The sequence below is a fragment of the Myxococcota bacterium genome, assembly GCA_040387835.1.
Lineage (GTDB): Bacteria > Myxococcota > UBA727 > UBA727 > JABDBI01 > JAZKCZ01.
The window spans coordinates 54,515-75,609 of sequence record JAZKCZ010000001.1 but is presented as its reverse complement, the minus strand read 5'-3'; the positions used below and the strand labels follow the sequence as shown (position 1 = coordinate 75,609).

Annotated in this window: 17 protein-coding genes and 1 tRNA gene; 5 read left to right on the top strand and 13 right to left on the bottom strand. The window is 47.9% G+C overall.

The features are described 5' to 3' along the window. Window positions 1-2: 2 nt before the first annotated feature. From V4534_00330 to V4534_00320, 3 genes are read right to left on the bottom strand one after another with little or no spacing between them, the layout of a single operon-like run. Window positions 3-1,037 (bottom strand): IMP dehydrogenase, encoded by a 1,035-nt coding sequence (locus V4534_00330; GenBank protein ID MES2503306.1) that lies wholly within the window; start codon window positions 1,035-1,037, stop codon window positions 3-5. A gap of 30 nt (window positions 1,038-1,067) precedes the next feature. Then, window positions 1,068-2,153 carry an alanine racemase gene (gene alr / locus V4534_00325; GenBank protein ID MES2503305.1) on the bottom strand — a complete coding sequence of 362 codons (1,086 nt, stop codon included), beginning with the start codon at window positions 2,151-2,153 and terminating at the stop codon, window positions 1,068-1,070. Further along, window positions 2,150-3,034, bottom strand: a complete 885-nt coding sequence (locus tag V4534_00320; GenBank protein ID MES2503304.1) for a hypothetical protein — start codon at window positions 3,032-3,034, stop codon at window positions 2,150-2,152. Before V4534_00320 ends, alr begins: the two co-directional genes overlap by 4 nt. Before the next feature lie 33 nt (window positions 3,035-3,067). Between V4534_00320 and V4534_00315 the strand changes: the two genes are divergently transcribed. The 3 genes from V4534_00315 to ileS all read left to right on the top strand — a co-directional run bounded on the left by V4534_00315 (window position 3,068) and on the right by ileS (window position 8,715). After that, a complete protein-coding gene (locus tag V4534_00315; protein ID MES2503303.1) occupies window positions 3,068-3,868 on the top strand; it encodes a lysophospholipid acyltransferase family protein in 801 nt (266 codons plus the stop codon). Between the two features lie 167 nt (window positions 3,869-4,035). After that, window positions 4,036-5,580, top strand: a complete 1,545-nt coding sequence (locus V4534_00310) for a hypothetical protein (GenBank protein MES2503302.1) — start codon at window positions 4,036-4,038, stop codon at window positions 5,578-5,580. A 39-nt stretch (window positions 5,581-5,619) separates the two neighbouring features. Further along, window positions 5,620-8,715, top strand: coding sequence for an isoleucine--tRNA ligase (gene ileS / locus V4534_00305; GenBank protein ID MES2503301.1), 3,096 nt, complete (start codon window positions 5,620-5,622; stop codon window positions 8,713-8,715). Window positions 8,716-8,801: 86 nt separating this feature from the next. Here ileS and V4534_00300 read toward each other — a convergent pair whose 3' ends face one another. Then, window positions 8,802-9,287: a peptidylprolyl isomerase gene (locus V4534_00300; protein ID MES2503300.1), complete on the bottom strand. Its 486-nt coding sequence runs from the start codon at window positions 9,285-9,287 to the stop codon at window positions 8,802-8,804. A gap of 42 nt (window positions 9,288-9,329) precedes the next feature. On the opposite strand from V4534_00300, the gene hutI reads away from it, so the two are divergent. Then, window positions 9,330-10,484 (top strand): imidazolonepropionase, encoded by a 1,155-nt coding sequence (gene hutI / locus V4534_00295; GenBank protein MES2503299.1) that lies wholly within the window; start codon window positions 9,330-9,332, stop codon window positions 10,482-10,484. A gap of 81 nt (window positions 10,485-10,565) precedes the next feature. Then, window positions 10,566-11,942 carry a hypothetical protein gene (locus V4534_00290; GenBank protein MES2503298.1) on the top strand — a complete coding sequence of 459 codons (1,377 nt, stop codon included), beginning with the start codon at window positions 10,566-10,568 and terminating at the stop codon, window positions 11,940-11,942. A 3-nt stretch (window positions 11,943-11,945) separates the two neighbouring features. Here V4534_00290 and hslU read toward each other — a convergent pair whose 3' ends face one another. From hslU to V4534_00245, 9 genes are all read right to left on the bottom strand, one after another. Continuing rightward, a complete protein-coding gene (hslU, locus tag V4534_00285; protein ID MES2503297.1) occupies window positions 11,946-13,301 on the bottom strand; it encodes an ATP-dependent protease ATPase subunit HslU in 1,356 nt (451 codons plus the stop codon). A gap of 2 nt (window positions 13,302-13,303) precedes the next feature. Then, window positions 13,304-13,831: an ATP-dependent protease subunit HslV gene (gene hslV, locus V4534_00280; protein ID MES2503296.1), complete on the bottom strand. Its 528-nt coding sequence runs from the start codon at window positions 13,829-13,831 to the stop codon at window positions 13,304-13,306. Between the two features lie 2 nt (window positions 13,832-13,833). Then, window positions 13,834-15,210, bottom strand: a complete 1,377-nt coding sequence (miaB, locus tag V4534_00275) for a tRNA (N6-isopentenyl adenosine(37)-C2)-methylthiotransferase MiaB (protein ID MES2503295.1) — start codon at window positions 15,208-15,210, stop codon at window positions 13,834-13,836. Beyond that, window positions 15,194-16,327, bottom strand: a complete 1,134-nt coding sequence (tig, locus tag V4534_00270; protein ID MES2503294.1) for a trigger factor — start codon at window positions 16,325-16,327, stop codon at window positions 15,194-15,196. The genes miaB and tig overlap by 17 nt, the downstream gene beginning before the upstream one ends. A 1-nt stretch (window position 16,328) precedes the next feature. Beyond that, window positions 16,329-16,413, bottom strand: a tRNA-Leu gene (locus tag V4534_00265). Window positions 16,414-16,452: 39 nt separating this feature from the next. Next, entirely contained in the window at window positions 16,453-17,001 is a 549-nt protein-coding gene (locus V4534_00260) for an adenylate kinase (GenBank protein MES2503293.1), read from the bottom strand. Then, complete coding sequence (gene secY, locus V4534_00255) at window positions 16,998-18,353, bottom strand: preprotein translocase subunit SecY (protein MES2503292.1); 1,356 nt, start codon at window positions 18,351-18,353, stop codon at window positions 16,998-17,000. Before secY ends, V4534_00260 begins: the two co-directional genes overlap by 4 nt. Window positions 18,354-18,746: 393 nt before the next feature. Then, complete coding sequence (locus V4534_00250; GenBank protein MES2503291.1) at window positions 18,747-19,811, bottom strand: hypothetical protein; 1,065 nt, start codon at window positions 19,809-19,811, stop codon at window positions 18,747-18,749. Between the two features lie 24 nt (window positions 19,812-19,835). Then, the gene (locus V4534_00245) at window positions 19,836-21,089 is read right to left on the bottom strand and encodes a hypothetical protein (protein MES2503290.1); all 1,254 of its coding nucleotides are present in this window, start codon (window positions 21,087-21,089) and stop codon (window positions 19,836-19,838) included. Window positions 21,090-21,095: the final 6 nt, after the last annotated feature.

Sequence of the window (21,095 nt, the reverse complement as noted above, 5' to 3'; positions counted from 1 at the left end):
TTTTAAACCATCTTCACATCATGCACATGGCTCTCTCGAAGCCCCGCGGCAGTAATTTTCATAAACCGAGCATTGGCCCGTAAATCGCCTAAATTGGCCGCGCCCAAATAGCCCATGCCGGATCTTAGCCCACCGGTGAGTTGATATAATATCGCGCTAAGCGCGCCTTTATATGCCGTAAAGCCTTCTACGCCCTCGGCCACCAGCTTTTTGTTTTCTTGGACATCGCCTTGCGCATAGCGGTCTTTGCTGCCCTGCACCATGGCGCCTAGGCTGCCCATACCGCGGTAGGCCTTCCATTGCTTCCCTTCGATCGTTACCACTTCGCCAGGAGATTCTTTTGTGCCAGCAAGCAATGAGCCTAACATCACCGCATCCGCACCAGCCGCTAGTGCTTTCACGATATCGCCGGAATGGGTAATGCCGCCGTCCGCAATAACACCGACACCAAAGGGTCTAGCGATCTGCGCAACTTCCAAAATGGCTGTGAGCTGTGGCACACCAACGCCTGCCACAATGCGTGTTGTGCAAATTGAACCTGGGCCTATGCCTACTTTGACTGCGTCTGCGCCTGCTTCTATTAATGCCTTCGCTGCTTGCGCGGTGGCGATATTGCCACCTACGATGGTAATCTCAGGGTATAATTTTTTGAGCCTCGTAACGGCATCCAGCACGCCTCGCGAATGACCGTGAGCCGTATCAACAACCAACATGATGGCGCCAGCCTTAACCAAAGCCTCGGCCCTCGCCTCTAAATCCGTGCCAGGTCCAACCGCTGCGGCGGATTGGCCGCTCAACACATGGCTTGCCTGCATCTGCGGGCTCATGTTTTTATGAATAACGCCGAGGCCGCCTTCACCCGCCATTGCAGCTGCCATCGCTCTTTCAGTCACCGTGTCCATGGCGGCAGATAAAATTGGAGTCTTTAAATTGAGTTTGTTTCCGAGCCGCGTTTCGAAGTTAACTTGCGAAGGCAGAACTTCTGAATAAGCGGGTTGTAGCAAGACATCAGCGAATGTTAAAGCTTCAGGAAACATGCTGTGTGGTAGCAGTCTTAGGTTCTAGATTCAAGACGATGTGCCAACATACTCTCTCTCTACTCGCTCTGCCAAGCGGGTAAAAATCTCGTAGGAAATTGTTCCGCAAGTCTCCGCTAACTCCTGCGCCGTAATTTTTCCCAAACCATCTTGACCCAACAAGACTGCCCTGTCGCCTACTTGGCAGTCAACATCCGTCACATCCACTGTTATGACATCCATAGAAACCCTGCCAATTACAGGCGCTCTCTTGCCGCCAATCAACACGGACCCTTGGCTCGATAAAGATCTTGGATAGCCATCGCCGTATCCCGCTCTAAGCAAGGCGACTTTCGTTTCGCGCTGGGCTTTCCAGGTTTGATTGTAGCCGACGGTCATTCCGGGTTCCAAGTTCTTAACTAACGTTACGGGGGCTTGCCACGACATCACAGGCTCAAAACCTTCGCAGCCTCCATAGAGCGCGATGCCTGGCCTTACCCAGCACTCATAGCCGGTCAAGCTGGGCGTGACAGAATTGACAATCGCTGTGGATTTAGCAACGTGTAATACCTTTGCCTTTAGACCAGCGCTCTCAAATTGCTTAACGGCGTGTTCAAATTCAGCGAGTTGCTTTGCGGTAAACTCACACTGGGCACTCTCAGCATTGGCGAAATGAGTTATTAGGCCGTCAATTTGGGCAAATCTTTTTAACTTAAACCATTGAATCAACGCTGGGATTTCTGCCATCGAAAAGCCGGCACGCGACATGCCGGTGTCGATGTCGATATGAACCGGCCAAACTAAACCTAAGCCCTCGAGTGCTTCCAGCTCTTCGAATGAAGAAACAACCGGCGTGACATTGGCATTCAACAGACGTTTGGCATTTAAAAAGGCACCTGCGCCAGCCATGAGCAGGATTTGGCTACTAATACCAGCTTGCCTTAAGACTTCGCCCTCTTCGAGCCTAGCCACACCAAAAATACTGACGCCTTTAGATTCCAAAAAACGTGTCACTGGAACTAGGCCGTGGCCGTAAGCATTCGCTTTCACCATGGCTACGAGCGATGCTCCACCTGATAATTCTCGGATACGGGCCAAATTACGCCCTAGGGCATTTAAATCGATTAGGGCTTTCATATTGAATTATATAATAGCTTAAATGGCTCATTCCTCGCTGCCATGTCCATGCCTTGCGATACCAACCTGCTCACCTGAGCTTTATCGCGGTTCAAAAACTCAGCCACCTCGGTCACACTTCGTGAGTTATTCATCACGGCCACCGTGGCGAACAGCCTCCTGGCCATCACAAATTCTTGACGCCTGGACGCATTTGGCAACATCAATACATTCACATTAAGCAACAAACTAACCCGCTTCGCCAAACCACTGAGCGATAAACGCCTCAGCTTTTTTTTATCAATATTTTTAAGTTCAGCAAGCTGGTGTTGCTCCAGCAATTCCTCAGGCTCTAAAGCCGCGGATTCGACATACCGCGCAAAAGCGCGCTTTGACACATTGCTGGAGTCGGAAAAGCCGTCAAAAATTGCTTCGTTACTTAAAAATCTTGCCCATGAACTCTCGGGGTTAATATAGGCACCATGCGAGCTCCAAGCGTAATTCTCCGGCCGGCGCACCAGCCCTTTTCGAACAGGCCAGAGGTGAATATTGCGCACCGCTTCGAGCAACTGCTCATCGCCCACAACCTGCGATTCAAAGCGTCCTTGAAATAGTGGGCCTCGCCGATTCTGGCGGCTATTGATGCGAAGGGTATGACTCCCATGTAGGCGTTGCATGATCCGTGACAGAGGAAACGCGGTTGGGGTGATTAACAAGCGCAACTCATCGGTGTGAAGGCAAAAGCTAAAGAGCCTAATCACTTCCTGCCGCGCGAGATCAAATAAATTATCTACATAGGATTCAAAGTCTTCATTTTCATAGAAAAGCTTGGTGCCGCCATTGGCCCTAGCCAATACCAAATGGGGCTGCCCCAGATGGGTTACTCGTGCCAGACGCGACACAGACAAAATCCTTTGCTGCTTGCAATACAAAGCATGAGTTCAAAACTTGAGAAACGCATTGAAGCTTTGTCGCGAAAAAACCTGAATTCATTTCGCGTTGATCCTTTTGGCTATGATCCCGAAAGCATCAAACTTTGGATGCCCATCGTTCATTGGCTCTATCAAAAATACTTCCGCGTTCACACCGTTGGCGCATCCAACATTCCAACCGGCCGGGTCTTGGTGGTGGCCAATCACTCAGGTCAGCTACCTTTTGACGCCATGATGATCTCAATGGCCTTCATGGTAGAGCCAAAAAAGCCAAGGCTATTGCGCGGGATGGCAGAGCGCTGGAGCGCCGAGCTGCCTTTTATTGGGACCCTATTTGCTCGTGGTGGAACCATCGTTGGCACGCCCAGCGCCTGCAAGACACTTCTGCAAAATGAAGAGGCTGTCATGGTTTTCCCAGAAGGTGTTGGCGGTATATCAAAGCTATTTAAGAATCGTTACAAACTCGCTAAGTTTGGTCATGGCTTTATGCGGCTAGCCGTTGAAACAGGCACCCCGATTCTTCCGGTTGCCCTCATAGGAGCGGAAGAGCAGGCGCCTTCGATTGCCAATTTTAAATGGCTGGGAAAGCTTTTTGGCACACCAGGATTCCCGCTGATATTTCCCCAAATTATCCCGTTGCCGCTGCCTGTTAAATATCGAATCCATATCGGTAAACCAATATATTTCACTGGGCATGGCAAAGAAAGTGACGAACAAATCGCTAATTATGTTGCTCAAACCAAACAGCGGCTCCAAAAGATGATTGATAAAGGAGTTCAAAAAAGACAGAGCATATTCTTTTAGCCACAAATTTGCTGCACCAAACGTTTCCAACGTTCAGCTTTATACTCAAAGACAGCCATATCACCTGTTGCCAATTCAATTCTTTCATGACCAATAGGCGGTGAGATTTTCTGCAGCCGGCAGAAGATAGATTAGATGGTTTCAAGCTTTCCTAATAAGGAGTTTTTGTGAGATATTTGCTGTTTTTCTTTGTATTGAGTTTTTCGGTATTTGCATCAAGAAACCCCCGCCACGCTGCAACTGCAGCTGCAGTGGATCCGTTCGACTCAAGCACCTTTTATGGCAAAAAAGCGACCAGCTCTTTCCATGAATTTGCCCATTATGTCTGGATGGCAACAAAAACTTTCGGAACTTATATCATTGTGACCATTCCCAGCAAACAGACACTGGTGATCGACGCCAGTATCGACGCTTTCCTTAGAAGAGACCCAACCCTCTCAACATGGATTCAAGAGCTGGAAAGCACCAACCCTATCAACTCCGCAATTATTCGCGATGTCATCAAACTCGGAACCGGCATTGCTAAACAAAGACTTAGAGTGCCGTTTGACGGCCGCCGGAATTTTGATATTTCAGATACCGTAAGCCAAATGGGGAAAGTGGGCGTAAAGGGCGCGGGTTTCATTGCCCTATTTGGCTATAAGATTTGCGATTCCGAAGCCTGCATATTCGCCGTGAATACCGCTGGAGATATTGTCGGCCAAACGGCGGTAGAGGCTGGCCGGATAATGCGAGACCGCAAGAAAAATGCTGGCGGCAATGACTTTTGGGAAGTGTACAAAAAGCACGCTTCCATCGCTGATGCCACGCGGTCCGTTGCCGTTAAAGCATCTATTAGCCGTATGGTGGGAATTTACGTGATCAGACAATTTGAAATCGATCGCACGGTTGGCGATCTGACAGCCAATGTGATAGATTGGACCATGCCAAATGCGAGCAAATTCGCTCGAGGTTTTGCCATCGACTTTTCGAAATCCGTCGCAAGATCGACAATTTTCACCACATCAGCCAAGCTTGCTACAGATACCGCGCGACAAGCTGTCGAATATTTGCCTGGGGGTCGTTTCATTACACCTGGTATCTTAGTTTATACTATTGATTCTTTACTTGCTGAAACAAGAATCGATTCAATGATCGCCGAAAATGTTAAGTTATTCTTGGAAAACAATGAGGACAGCTGGAAGACATACGCGGAACAAGTACCCTTGCAACAGAAACTCAATTTTAATGCCACCGACTTAACTTATGAATACACACCAGTCATAGCAAGAGTCGGTACATCAACAGCGCTCTATTTAGTCGTCTCTAAAACACCGCTGGTTGCTTTTACTGCACCTTACGCCCCCGCTGCTTTCATCATGTTCAATATAGATGCGGCGTTTGAATATGCCCCATTTAATCTTACAGAAGTGACAATGAATACGATGAGCGATACTGAAGCCTATTGGAAACCAGCCGCAGAGGGCTTTTTAGGAGAAGAAGTCGCTGGGTACAAAACTGCCGAAACCGTTCATCAATTAGCTCCTTATGCTACGAGAGTCGCTGCCTCAGCTGCTGTCTACAAGGCGTGCACACCTATCGCTAAGTGGGTAGGGTCTTCGTTAAAGCCACTACCAGGAAAGTCATACCAGTTTGCACAGACACATAGGCTTCCTTTGATGTCTCTTTTTATTGTGATTTCTGGATTTGTGTTAGGGGTGCTTAACTCTTAAAGCCTTGACGGGCAGGCTCAAAATCCTTAAATCCTCTTGATGCCTGCCTTTAACCCTATTCCCGAGAGTTTTTCATTTCCCGAACAAGAGCAAAAAGTATTAGAGTTTTGGAAAGAAATTTCGGCTTTCGAACAAAGCCTTAAAAACAGACAATCGGACAGAGCTGAAGACAACTATACCTTTTACGACGGCCCGCCCTTCGCGACGGGCTTGCCTCACTATGGGCATTTTGTGGCATCGACCCTTAAAGACGTTGTGCCTAGATATTGGACCATGCGCGGTAAATATGTAGAGCGTCGCTTCGGTTGGGATACCCACGGCCTTCCCATTGAAATGGAGACCGAGAAAACTCTAGGTCTTTCAGGTCCAACAGCTATTAGAGAATACGGCATTGGCAAATTCAACGAAGCTTGTCGCAGTGGCGTTTTAAAATACACCAGCGAATGGGAGCGTATTATCACGCGGCTTGGTCGTTGGGTCGATTTTAAGAACGATTACAAGACGATGGACCCTGAGTTCATGGAATCGGTTTGGTGGGCATTTGGTCAACTTTGGGAAAAAGGCCTGGTCTACCAAGATTTTAGAGTGATGCCTTTTAGCTGGCGCCTCTCAACACCTCTTTCTAACTTCGAAGCCAATCTAGATTATCGTAACGTTCAAGACCCCGCCATCACCATTAAGCTTCAATGTGGCGATGCTTACCTGTTAGTTTGGACGACCACGCCGTGGACCTTGCCGTCGAACTTGGCAGTGGCTGTAGGCAAGGATATTGACTATGTTCGCGCTCAGAAAGCCGGTGATGACAATATCTATATTGTCGCGCAAGCACGTCTGGAAGCGACCTTGGGCAAAGGGGCCCAGGTGTTGGCTACCCTGAAAGGCGCTGAGCTCGTTGCGAAAACTTACACCCCACCTTTTGATGACTATATCGGCCGCTCTGACAAACTTTTTCACGTCTTAGAAAGCGCTCATGTGACCACTGAAGACGGAACTGGGCTCGTGCATATGGCTCCGGCATTCGGCCAAGAAGATTTCGAAGTTTGCAAGAAGGCGGGTCTGCCCTTTTTAGGCCATGAATCAGTCGATGAAGAAGGCCGGCTTGTTAAGCTGGGTATTAATATCAAAGACGCAGACCCCATCTTAATCAAGGAGCTAAAAGAGAAAGGTCTCCTGTTTAAACAAGATACGATTCAACATAACTACCCATATTGCTGGCGCAGCGGCACACCTTTGATCTACAAGGCCATTCCATCTTGGTTCATCCGAGTCACTGAGCTTCGGGAACGACTGCTGAAAAATAACCAGCAGATTCATTGGGTGCCTGAAGCCGTGGGCGAGAAGCGTTTCGGCAACTGGCTAGCAGATGCCCAAGACTGGTGCGTCTCGCGAAATCGCTTTTGGGGAACGCCGATTCCACTTTGGATGTGCGAGAGCTGCAAAAATGTAAGTTGTGTTGCCTCAATCAGCGAGCTCCAACAAAAAACTGATGAGAAAATCACTGACATCCACCCGCACAAAATTGACCACTTAAGCTTTGCCTGTGACAAATGCTCCGGGACTGTAAAGCGAATTCCAGAAGTGTTCGACTGCTGGTTTGAATCTGGCTCCGTGCCCTATGCCCAAAATCACTATCCTTTCGAAAACCAAGAGCAATTTAAATCAAAGTTTCCCGCGGATTATATCGCTGAAGGCTTAGACCAAACTCGCGCCTGGTTTTATACCCTGCTCGTGCTTTCAACCGCACTTTTTGATGAACCGCCGTTTAAAAACGTGGTGGTCAACGGCTTGGTTTTAGCCGAAGACGGCACCAAAATGAGTAAGTCTAAAAAGAACTACCCCGACCCTTCGTTGGTTATGAACGAATATGGCGCGGACGCCTTAAGAGCTTACTTGGTTAACTCACCAGTTGTGCGCGCGGAGCCTTTGCTGTTCAACGAAAAGGGTGTGCGAGAGATCGTTCGCACGGTCATGCTGCCCCTTTTCCATTCCTGGTCGTTCTTTGTTCAATACGCCAATATTGAAAACTGGTCGCCCGACGCGCCCAAAGCAAAGCCAAGCGAAATCACCGAAATCGATCGTTGGATTTTATCCAAGTTGCAATCGCTCGTTCAAGAAGTGAACACGCAGATGGAAGGCTATTATCTTTATAAAGTCATCCCAGCGATGTTAGGCTTTATCGACGATCTAACCAATTGGTATATCAGGCGAAGCCGTCGCCGCTTCTGGAAGAACGACACAGCGGCCTATCAAACGCTATATGAAGTCTTGGTGACTTTCAGTAAAGTGATTGCGCCGGTTTTGCCGTTCATTGCGGATACCATTTATCAAAATTTAGTCCCAGGCACAGGCAAGAGCGTCCACACTGCGGACTATCCGCTGGCAAATACAGAGCTTATCGATTTGGCGCTGGAATACGAAGTGTCGGTCATCCGGCAAACGGTGGTTCTGGGCCGTGCTTTGCGTGAAAAGCACAAAATCAAAACCCGCCAACCACTGCTCGAAGTTACCGTTGTTACCCATGATGCCGCCGCTCGCGCAGCCATTTTAAAACACGCCGATTTGCTTGAGCAGGAGCTTAACGTCAAAAAGGTTTCTGTTTTGGAAGACGATGACTCTTTGTGTGATGTCAGCTTAAAGCCTAACTTTAAAACACTGGGTAAGCGCGCTGGCGCCAAGATGAAAGAAGTCACTGAGGCCATTTCGCATTTCTCGCGCGATGAACTCAAAACGCTACAATCGGGGCAAGTTCTAGATATCGCGGGTGTAGAAATCCATACCGAAGATGTCACCATCACCAGGACAGCGCGGGCGGATATTGTTTTGGAAACCGAAGGTGCACTGACTGTGGCGCTGGAAACCGATTTAACCCCTGAGCTTGTGCGAGAAGGGTTAATGCGCGAAACCGTTAGCCAGCTGCAGAAATTACGTAAAGATGTGGGACTTGAGGTAACTGACCGGATAGAGCTTAGCTTCTATACAGAATCCAGCGAGCTAGAAGAAGCACTTAAGGGCTTTGAGCGGCATCTGCAGGACGAGCTATTGGCGCTTACGTTAAATTGGGGTGCGACTGAATCTGAACATGCGTTGAATATCGATCAATATGTATTACATGTGAAACTGGTAAAGTCCGCCTAACTGTCATCCCGGCCCCCGCGCCGGGATCCAGGCGTGTTGCAGGGTGCTGGATCCTGGCTCAAGGCCGGGATGACAACGGGGGAGCGTTAAGCTCGCTCGTTTGAAATCACAACTTCTTCCAACACTACATCATGCAATGGCCGATCCGAGCCATCGCGTTTTACGCGGGCAATCTTAGGAACCAGGTCAAAGTTCTCAATCACTTTACCGAATACCGCATGTCGGTTATCCAAAAACGGCGTTGGGATTTCGGTGATAAAAAACTGCGAACCATTAGTGTTCGGCCCTGCATTTGCCATCGACAAAATACCAGGCGCATTGTGGCGCAACTCCGGGTGAAACTCGTCAGCGAATTTATACCCTGGACCGCCGCGACCGGTGCCTTCCGGATCGCCACCTTGGATCATGAAATCAGGGATGACACGATGGAAAATGGTACCGTTGTAAAAGCCTTTTTCAGCAAGTTTCACGAAGTTTTCGACGGTCTTGGGAGCTTTTTCCGCATAAAGCTCAATCACTATCTCGCCCATGTTTGTTTTAAAAGTTGCATATCGCTTGGTATTATTTGTCATGAACCTTTGATGGCATAATTTTCGTGTGCTAGAAACATGTCCATGTGGCTTTACAATATTGGAACCTTGTTTACCGGAAATAGATTTTTAGAAAATGCTAATCTTCAAGTTGAGAATGGCCTCGTAAAACTAATTACCCAGGACATCCACCAACCAAACCAAAACGACATTGATTGTGGCGGTAAAGTTCTAACACCGGGATTTGTGGATTGTCATACGCATTTGGTGTTTTCAGGCTCAAGAGCGCATGAATTTGAGCTGAGGGCCAAAGGCGCTTCTTACGCTCAGATCATGAGAGTGGGTGGAGGCATACGCAACACGGTCAGGGCCACGCGTAACTCCTCCAAACAGGAGCTTATCGATCTAGCCATGCCTCGCTTAGCGCGAATGCATGCTCGAGGCGTCAGTACCGTAGAAGTTAAAAGCGGCTACGGGCTTTCATTAGACAGTGAGCTCAAGATGCTTGAAGTCATCGCCGAGCTTAACAAATTACAACCGGCAGAATTGGTCGCAACCTTCTTGGGCGCGCATGCTATCCCCCCGGAATATGAGGCAGACACCTATGTTCAGCATGTGATTAAAGACATGCTTCCTGCGGTGAAAGCACAAGGCATTGCCACCGCTTGCGATGTTTTTGTGGAGCAGGGCGCATTCTCCGTTAACCATGGACGGCAAATCTTAACCGCGGCTGCGCGGATGGGATTTAAAACCAGGCTTCACGCCGAACAGCTCAGTCACTCTGACGGCGCTATTTTAGCAGCTGAGCTGGAAACACTAAGCGCTTCGCATCTGGAATACGCTACCAGAGAAGATGCCGTGGCGCTCGCAGATGCAGGCGTCATTGCGGAGCTGTTGCCTGTAGCGCAAGAATACCTTGGCATGAAGCAGCTCGCCTCTGGACGCATGCTAACGGACGCGGGGGTAAAAGTTGCGATTGCAACCGATTTTAATCCAGGCTCTGCGATGTGCGATAACCTGCTATTGGCCGCACAGCTTGGCATCACCAGGTGCGGTCTTACCTGTGAAGAGGCCCTTTTAGGCATCACCAATTATGGCGCTCTGGCTTTGGGAAGATCGGATATTGGTTCTCTCGAAGTAGGTGCTCGGGCACGTTGCAACCTCATGAGCAGCGCTAACTGGGTTGACATGTTTTACGATTGGTCCGTCAATCCAGTTGAAAAGGCGCTAATTTTTTAAGATTCATTTTATTCACTATTTAATCGACCGACCTGGCAATCGTAATTTGCCTAATTTCTATTCCTCACCTATAAAAATTAAATGAACCGAATTAAATTAATCTTACTAAGCAATCTATTTGTGTTGAATGTACTTTCAGCGCACGACGCGCTAGTCTCACTAACGAGAGGGGTGTATAAAACACTCCAAATCGACACAGTTGTCGAGGCTCTCAGGAAGACTGCTTTAATCAGCGCGTCGGTAGAAATTTCGCCCGATGATGCTATTGTTGTTGGCTCAGATGGGCGGTTCTATCCGGTAGCAGGTAAACTTTCGGCACTTGTCCAGATCGAATGTAACGGACGGCTAGCGAGCAATGAAGCTGTCATTAATTGGGCCGCGAGCCAATACCCCGTTCAACACAGTTACAGTGTTATTGGCGCTTGGTCTGGATTTGACGGCAATGTCACATGTTCTCTGATGGGCATAGCTCTTTTTCCAGAAGGAAATGCTTCTTTTGCAGTGGGAGCTACGAGCAACCTTTATATTACTATTATCCCGAATACTGGTTCAATGAGGGTCTCGGGAAATCTGCTGCGCGCTGACAGCCGCCCTTATCAATTTGATGTAAAACCTGATCAAACGCCCCTTCCATCCTACCCTGCTTTGTCAGTTACAACCGGTGCAACCGGCCTTAGCGGGCCCGTAGTTGTGTTTGCGGCAGGCCGTTCTTATGTTTCTGATGGATATTATGGGGACGCTGTATGGTTCATATATAACAATGTTAACGGAAGTGGCGCGACAGATCGGCAAGAGGTAATGCACACTGACAACGACTTAAGCCCAGGCGCCGAAAGTGGAAATGCTCCTATGTATACCCACGCTTTTTTCCCCTCTTCTGAGAATTCACTAGTTTCGAACGTCACGTTGGCAGCATCTGCCGAAGCGTGGAATCACGCAAGTGGGGATAATACCGTTCACTATATTATCGGTGCCACAACCACATTAGTTAGTTTTACAGGTGCTGCAGTTTCCGGGCGAGTACCTTGGATAGACGGAGCAATTCCAATTGGAAACAGCTATTACGTTTGCGTCGGCTCCGATTGTGCATGGCCAGGGTGTCCACCTATCACCGGCAATGGCCATATTTTCATCCCATCGACCTTGTTTGAAGTCCCTGCGAACCATTCAGGTATCGTATTTTTCTCTTTTAAGTCTCTCATTCAAGGTGAAAGTAACGACATTGGCGGATACTTAGCTGCACAAATTATTATTGATGGAAATCCGGTTGGAAACTTGGCTGTTCAACAGCTCTCGACACCAGACTCTATATCGACCCGCACTCTAAGTGCTAGTTGGTCATCTGCAGAGAACCCCCTCGGCGCAGGTCTCCATACGATTTCTGTAATCGTTCATATTGTGGGAAAATTTGCTCAGCTGTATTTGGGCGCTCAGTTGCCGCTGGTGTGGTTTGGATAAGAATTAAAGAATAAAACGACTCAGGTCTTCATTCTCCAATATCTTCCCTAGCCGCGTTCTCACCAATGCAGCATCTACTGCCAGCGTGGATGCTGGCCTATCAGGGCTCGAAAAACTGTCTTCTTCAAACAGTTTTTCCATGATGGTATAAAGCCGTCTCGCGCCGATGTTTTGTTGCGAAGCGTTCACCTGTGTTGCGATTTGGGCAATGGCACGCAAGCCGTCGGTTGCAAACTGGAGGGTTGTTTGTTCAGTGCCTAAAAGAGCCGAATATTGCTTCACCAAACTATTTTCAGGCTCGGTCAAGATTTGCATGAAATCTTCTTCAGTCAGCGAGTTCAGTTCAACTCGAATCGGGAAACGACCTTGTAGCTCTGGAATCAAGTCAGATGGTTTGGAGACGTGAAAAGCGCCTGCAGCAATAAACAGGATATGGTCTGTGCGTACGATTCCGTACTTAGTGGACACAGCGCTGCCTTCAACGATGGGCAGAATATCGCGCTGGACGCCTTCTCTGCTCACATCTTGGCCGCGCGATTCTTTGCTCGCGACTTTGTCAATTTCGTCGATAAAGACGATGCCAGACTGCTCGGCTTTAGTGACAGCATCTTGGTGGACTTGGTCTAAATCTACCAGCTTTTGGCCTTCTTCTTGAGCCAGGACTTCTAAAGCTTCTTTAACTTTGATTTTGCGCTGCTTTTTGCGATTGCCGCCAAAAGCTTTTTCCAGGCTGTCTTGAATGCTGCTGGCCATTTCGTCAAAGCCTGCGACTGGGCCCATCATTTGGACCATGGGCATGCCGGGCATGGATTGCTTTAATTCGATTTCAACTTGGCGGTCGTCTAACTCGCCTGCTCGCAAAGATTGTCTCAATTTTTCGCGAGATTCTTTCTCGCTGGCGGAGTGCTCTTCTTCGATATTGAGCCTGGGGCCCACATGGCCACCAGAGGTATGGGTTAGCAAATCTAGCACACGTTCTTCGGCTTGGACCTTTGCCTTTTCGTTGACAATCTTGAGTGCTTCTTCCTTGCACATCTTTACCGCAACTTCGACCAGGTCTCGAATCATCGAATCAACGTCACGACCGACATAACCGACTTCTGTGAACTTGGTAGCTTCTACCTTCACAAAAGGCGCCTGCGCAAGCTTGGCTAATCTTCGAGCGATTTCGGTTTTGCCGCAACCCGTCGGACCCATCAAAATAATATTCTTGGGTGAGATTTCTTCTTTCAGTGGGGACGGTATCTGTTGGCGGCGCCACCTATTACGAAGCGCTATGGCAACGGCTTTTTTGGCATCAGACTGACCAACAATATACCGATCCAGCTCGGCGACAATTTCCCTAGGCGTAAAAGACATGGCTAGAGTTCCTCAAATACAAAACGATCGTTGGTAAAAACACAAATCTCAGCAGCGATTTTCATGGCCTTTTGAGCAATCTCTTTGGGCGAAAGGTCCGTATTTTCGAGCAAAGCCCTGGCCGCAGAAAGCGCATAGGTTCCGCCTGATCCAATGGCATAGACATCCAAGTCCGGCTCGAGCACATCGCCGGTTCCTGAGATAAGTAGTGTCTTATCTTTGTCAGCCACCAAAAGCATCGCTTCAAGACGTCTTAGAATCTTATCCGAACGCCAATCCTGTGCCAGTTGCACAGCCGCGCGAACAAACTGGCCGTTATATTCTTTCAGCTTTTTTTCAAACAAATCGAACAACATGAAAGCATCTGCCGTACTTCCAGCAAAACCAGCCAGGATCTTGCCATCTGCCAATCGTCTCAACTTATTGGCATTCGCTTTAATAACGGTCTGGTTTAAAGAAACCTGGCCATCGCCTGCAAGCACTACTTTTGAACCACGGCGAACCGCTAAAATCGTCGTTGCATGAAACATGTTTAATTCTCCAATACGCCGGTCAAACTAAGCGCAGTACCCTGCTCTATCCGGACATCTACCATCCGGCCAATAAGCTCTTCAGAACCAGGAAAGAAAACAATTTGGTCACCTTGAGTTCTGCCCTGCAAATGGCACTCCCTCTCCATTTCATGGAGAGGGCCGGGGTGAGGTTGTATTTTTGCCTGCCCTTCGACCAACACCCGAACTCGCTGTCCAATAACTTTTAAATGCGCCGTCAACGCCAAGGCATTTTGAAATTCCAACATGCGTTTATTACGCTGTTTCTTTACGGCCACCGGGATATCATCTACCAATCTGTCAGCGACTGTCCCTGGCCGTGGTGAATACTTAAAGACGAAGATATTTTGATAGCCTACTTCTTCAATCAAGCTCAAAGACATTTCAAAATCTTCGTCCGTCTCTCCAGGAAAGCCCACGATCATATCCCCAACAATGGCAATATCTGGCATGCGTGCTTTGGCTCTGCGGATCAGATCCATATAAACTTCGCGGGTATATCCACGATTCATGCGCTTCAAAACGGCATCGCTGCCAGATTGCGCTGGAATGTGCAGATACTTACAAATGCGCTCCGAGCTCGCCATTACATCCAGCATTTCATCGGTAAAATCCCGCGGATAGCTGGTCATAAATCTGAGGCGCTTTAAGCCTGGATTTTGGTCGTGCATCTCTTTCAAGAGGCGCGCAAACTCTGGGTAATGATTAATGGTCTGGCCCAGCAGCGTAATTTCCAAAACGCCGCTGTCAACCAGCATCTTGGCTTCCGTCAAAATAGAATCGAAGCTGCGATGCACTTCAGGACCGCGTGTGCGAGGCACTACGCAAAACGAGCAGAATTTATTACAGCCCCGAGTAATTCGAATATATGCCTGGCTCTTTTTCAAAGCACTGCCTGAAAGCCTAGCAGCGTCTAACGCTTCCAAGCTATCCATTGGCTCGTGGTCCAGATTTTTGCCTTTGCGAGCTCTGAAATTAGATAGGGCAACTTCGCGCTCGATTTTCTTATCGCGCACGTTGTTAATCAGCCCGGAAATCTCGCCCAAACGGCTCGGTCCGACCAGCAAATCGATATGTGGGTTTTTAGCCAGAACATCGGTATTCGTGCGCTCTGCCATGCAGCCTAAAAGACCGACAATCAGATCTTCACCGGCGTCTTTACGTTGCTTTAAGACACCCAGACGGCTTAATACTTTTTGTTCGCTCAGCTCGCGTACCGAGCAGGTGTTGTACAAAACCACGCTGGCATCTTCGGCTTGCTGCACAAATTCATAACCTTCGGAAGTGAGCTGATTATGAATCAACTCACTGTCCAAAATGTTCATTTGGCAGCCGAAAGTCTCAAGATAGACGCGCACGTTCCATAACCGATGTCGTCATCTTTTCGAAATCAAACTCAGCATTTTGCTCTTTGGCCACAGCGGTCAAAAGCAAATGCGCTTTGAGCAATTTTTCAGCAGCAGGCTTGGTGCTTTCCATCATGCTCTTTCCGTAAGCTTTCCAGAAATTCATCGCCATTTCTTTTGGAAAACGAGACAGGTTGTTCACTGCCATTTGTTGAGCTTGTTCCATTACCAAGGACTCAGGAACTTCCATTGGGTTAGCCGCAACCAAAGCATCCAAAACGGCTTGCTTTTTGTCGTCTTCCATTTGCTCAACGCGCGCTTTTTCCAAATTGGTGCGAATGTCAGCTTTCAAGTCTGCCATGGTGCTGAATTTATCCGACAAATCTTTGGCAAATTCATCATCAACCACAGGCTTAATGCATTCTTTGATGATTTCAACCGTGATGGTCATATCGGCAACTTCGACTGGCACGCCAATCTTGGCGCCGACCAAAGCTTGCTCAACCTCAGGCTTTTCTGGGTAAAACTGAGCTTTACCTAGTTCAATAAATCGATGTTTAGGCTTGTGATCGTGGTCGTGGTGATCATGACCGTCATGTGCGCAGGCTTCCACATAGGAGAAATCAACAAAATCGCCAGCTTCAACCACTGTGCGCTCGTCAACGGCTTTAAACGATGCCATACGCATGCGCAATTGTTCGATTTCAGCATCAACATCTGCATCAGAGACTTCTAAACGCTCTGGCAATTTGGCTTCCAAATCTTGCCATTGCTTCAACTCAACCTGCGGCAGGATTTCTACATGTGCGGTAAAAGCGAATTCTTGGCCGGATTTCAGCACTTGCTCTGAAGATACTCTAGGCTTGGTGACAGGCTTAATGTCTCTTTGATCGAGAGCATCAAACAACACTTCGGACATGATCTTTTCGACGGCTTTCTGATGAATTTCAGCGCCATAAAATTGCTCCAACATGGCTTTAGGAGCCTTGCCGGGTCTATAACCTTTCAATCTGACTTTTTGATTTACCGATTGAGAAGCGCGATTCAAATAAGTATCAACTTGCTCAGGAGCCACCACGAAGGACAACTCTTTAGCTACCGAGGAGATTTCTTTTATTTCACAATGCATATGGTGCGAGCGGAGGGAATCGAACCCCCACGAATCTCTTCACCGGAACCTAAATCCGGCGCGTCTACCAGTTCCGCCACGCTCGCACACTGCCCATATCTGGCATGGGCTGGCACCATACCAGCTTAACCTAATATTGCAACTAGGCTTGTCAACACTTCTTCAGGAGCCACAGCACCATTAACCTCTTTAAGAAGGCCTCTGGAGCGATAAAAGGCTTTTAAAGGCTCAGTCTGACAAACAAACACCGCCAATCTTTTTTGGATCGTCTCTAAAGTATCATCCGCTCGTTTGCGCTCAAGCATTCTTGAGATCAACATTTTTTCAGGCACTTCCAAAGAAATTACGGCATCCAAAGGCTGCTTTCGAGCTTCTAAAATGCGCTCCAGTTGCTCAGCCTGAGGAATGGTCCGAGGAAAGCCATCCAAGATGAAGCCTTTACGATTCAACAAGCCATCAAGCACCTGCTCAATCATGCCCAAGACAATCTCATCCGGCACCAACAAACCGCCATCGAGATATTGCTTCGCCTGCTGACCAAGCACTGTTTTATCGCTAATAGCCTGGCGAAAAACATCGCCAGTGCTCACGTAGCCTAAATCAAAGCGCTGCGTTAACAGAGCCGCTTGAGTGCCTTTTCCAGAGCCAGGAGCTCCCAAAAATACCCATCTCAAGCAGGGTTCTCCTCAAGACGAGCCTTGATTCGTGTCAGGCCTTGATTTTGATCTGCGCCAGTCATGCCTTCATACTGCTTGCCAATGAAATGGCTTTCAATCTGACGGACAGTTTCGAGTGCCACGCTCACGACAATCAACAGCCCAGTTCCACCAAAGTAAAACGGTACCTGATTGGAAGTCAGCTTCTGAATCATTACTGGCAACACACACACAGCAGAAAGATAAAGCGCACCTGCAAAGGTCAAACGGCTCAAAACGTAATCGATATAATCCGAAGTGGACTTACCAGGGCGAATACCCGGGATAAAGCCACCGAACTTCCGCAAGTTATCCGCCACATCTACCGGGTTAAACTGCACCGCCGTGTAGAAATAAGCGAAAAAGATTACCGCCAACACAAACAACACTTCATAGTGCCATCCACCGGGCATCAACGCTTGTTGAACTTTCTGTACCCATTCTGCCTGCCAAAAAGATCCAACGGTCATCGGAAACATCAAAATGGTGCTAGCAAAAATTGGCGGAATCACACCGGCAACGTTAATCTTCAAAGGCAAATGTGTGGCTTGACCGCCGTACTGTCTATTACCCACAACACGCTTAGCGTATTGCACCGGCAAGCGACGCTGGCCTTCTTCCATAAACACGATCCCGGCCAAAACCAGAATCATGACGATGCCGAGCAAAATAATTTCAGATGGCTGATAAGTTTGGTTTTTGACACCCAAAATGGTCGAGTAAATCGCTCCAGGCAACCTGGCGACAATACCTGCAAAAATGATCAGTGAGATACCGTTACCAATACCACGCTCAGTGATCCGTTCTCCCAACCACATCAAGAAAGCTGTTCCTGCAGTCAAAGTGATAACCGTAATGGCAATAAAGCCAAAGCCACCGAACGAATAAGCCCAATCTGGATTCACCACGCCGTTGCTCTTAAACGACTGAGCAATCATCACACCTTGGATAATTGAAATCACGATCGTGCCATAGCGAGTGAACTGGTTAATCTTGCGACGCCCCTGTTCCCCTTCTTTCTGCATCCGCTCAATGGTCGGCACAACAACCGCCATCATGGTCATAATAATGGACGCCGTAATATAAGGCATAATCCCCAAAGCGAACACGGAAGCATTTTCCAAAGCCCCGCCGGAGAAGAAGTTGAACAAACTTAAGAAACCACCACCGCTTGATTCTTGATGTCGCAAGAAACCTCGCGTAGCCGTCCTGTCCACACCTGGTGTCGTAATATAGATACCGAGGCGGTAAACCGCTAGCATACCCAAGGTATAAAGCAGCCTAGAACGAAGTTCAGAAATCTTAAAAAGGGCGGAGATTCGATCCATCATAAGATTTCCCCTATAGCACGGTTTACTTGACAGAGCGCGATCTAAATTTAGCCCAAGGCGTCACGCCATGAAGATGAAGACACCAGCTTCTATTTAAAAACATACAAGAATAAGATTTGTGACGTATTACGTGCTCTATGGCGAGTTCCGGATCCACCCAGTAGTGTTCAGGGTCTCCTTCGATAAACAATAGACCGCCTCTAATAGTACTTGGAAAGCGAAGTGATTTGTAGCGTAATTCTCTGTACAATTTAAACATTTCATCTGTGTACCAGACGGTCTTAAGCCTATCCTCAGGAGAGACTTCAGATTTTAAATCTGACCAAGCGATGTGGGCAGAGACGCTAGCAGAAAACAGGACCACACCTATTAGTCTATTGAAATATGACATAATTACTCCACATTGCCCATAGCCAACTCAGTGCACTCTTTTGGCAGGTAATCAAATCCCCAACACTGAGTTTTGCCGTCTTGTTTGACTGCGCAACTGATATCTAAGCAAGCAAAAATGGCTTGTACTAAACCTAAATCATTTGGAACATTGCGCCGCCCATCTTGATTATTTCCCCAGCAGCGAACGCTCCTATCCGTTTGCAACACGCAGGTGTGAAACATGCCAGCCGATACGCTTAGCACAGGGCCTAAATCAGTAGGAACATCGATTTGTTTCTCTTGATTCGCACCCCAACAACGAACACGATTATCTGATTTCACCGCACATGTATGCTTCATCCCTGCGGATATACTGAGAACTGGGCCCAGGTCGCCAGGAACCTCGACTTGCCCCCATAGGTCGCGACCCCAACAATAAACGCCATCATCTATCGCCACAGCGCAGGCATGGTAAAAGCCAGCCACCAAAGCTTTAACGACGCCTAACTCATTGGGCAACTTTACGAATTTGTCGCCCCAGCATCTGACATGGCCATTCGCTTGAATCGCACAATTAAATGTGTAACCGACCGCAACGCTCAGCGCCTGGACCAAATCCATGGGGACATCACACTGTTGATGGTAGTTGCCCCCCCAACAATGTACGCTGCCATTCTCAGCCAATTCACAACCTTGGCCCTCATTGATTGCCAGACGTGTATAACTTTTCACCCAATTCGAAACCAAGCCTTTCTTACTGTCCTTCTTTTCCTCCCGTTCTTTTACCAGCAAACCCAAATGCTCGCGTGCCCAAGGCAACACGGTTTCAACGACCACCCCTTGCGCAATTAACTGTTCGTAAGTCTGGCTGGCAATTTGGCTGGCTATACTAACCCGCGACTCTCTATCCGAAATGGGGTTGGCTACCTGTCCATCTTCCGCACCTGCGATAATTGCCAACAAATGCTCATCGCCGATGCGATTTTGACTGAGCAGTTCGCTCGTATAAGCCAAATAACGGTCTGTCGCTGATGGTTCAGCTAAACAAATGGAACTAAAAATTAAAGCAAAAATCAATTGATACATTTTTTATTCACTCAAAAAACTAAGTCATAAAGGTGGCATAATCGCACCCAAATCATCTGGAACATTCGTTTGTCCGTGTGTGTTCATTCCCCAGCAAGTTAAATGGCCATCGACTTTAACAGCACAAAAGTGCGAGCCTCCGCGCAGTATCTGAACAGGCCCCAACTCAGGTGCAGCCCTTCCCCCCAAACAAGCCACCGAGTTGTCGGCATTATGTACACATGTTCCCAACGGACCTAGAATTATTGACTGTATAGGTTCATGCAAGCAAGTTAACTCCCAGGTATGATACATCCACGCCGACACTGCTTGTACTAAAGAGCTCCAAAAACCTTGCTCCGGTGTTCGCATGATTACTTGACTATTTGACTTAGATCCCCAACAAACTACTGCTCCGTTGGCTTTAACTGCACAAACATGAAACTTGCCAAGATCCAACGCCTGAACAGGTCCTAAATCTAGTGGAACGTTTAATTGTCCATGCTCATTATTTCCCCAACAGGCTACCAATCTATTAGCTTTAATGACGCAAACATAACCAGGGCCAGGCGCTATTGCCTGAACAGGTCCTATGTCTAATGGAATGTTTAATTGCCCCGATGAATTGTCTCCCCAACAAGCCACGTGGTCATCATCTTTGACGACACAAGCAATCTTCTCCCCCAAAGCTATGGACTTAACAGTTCCTAAATCTGGTGGAACGTCAATGATCCCATAGGCGTTGAGTCCCCAACAAAATACCGAGCCATCCATTTTAATGACACAGGTATTTACAGAGTTTGTCGAAATCGAGCTCACTGGTCCAAGGCCAGAAGGAATAGCGTTTGTTTTATCTATTCTCCCCCAACAAGCGGGCGTACCATCCATTTTAAGCACACAAGTGTGTCCAGGTCCTACGGCCAAAGGACTAGAACCTAACTTCCATGCGATAAAATATGTTTTTCTAGATTCAATTTCCTGTTCAATCCGCTTTCTTTTTTCTGCACTCAAGCGTCTTTCAGCCCAAGAAATTATGAGTCGAAAATCCAACTCCTCGGCGATAAGCTGCTCGTACGTCAGATAAGCGATTTGATGAGCGATACTTACTCGAGCTTCTCGCTCTCGAATTGGATTCGTCACTTGTCCTTTTTCAGCACCCTCGATGATTGCCAACAAATGGTCGTCACCAATATGATTTTGACCCAGCAATTCACCAGTGTAAGCCAAATAACGGTCAGTGGCCGATATGTCAGCAAGACAGATAGAACTAAAAACCAAGGCAGCGATAATTTGATACATTTATAC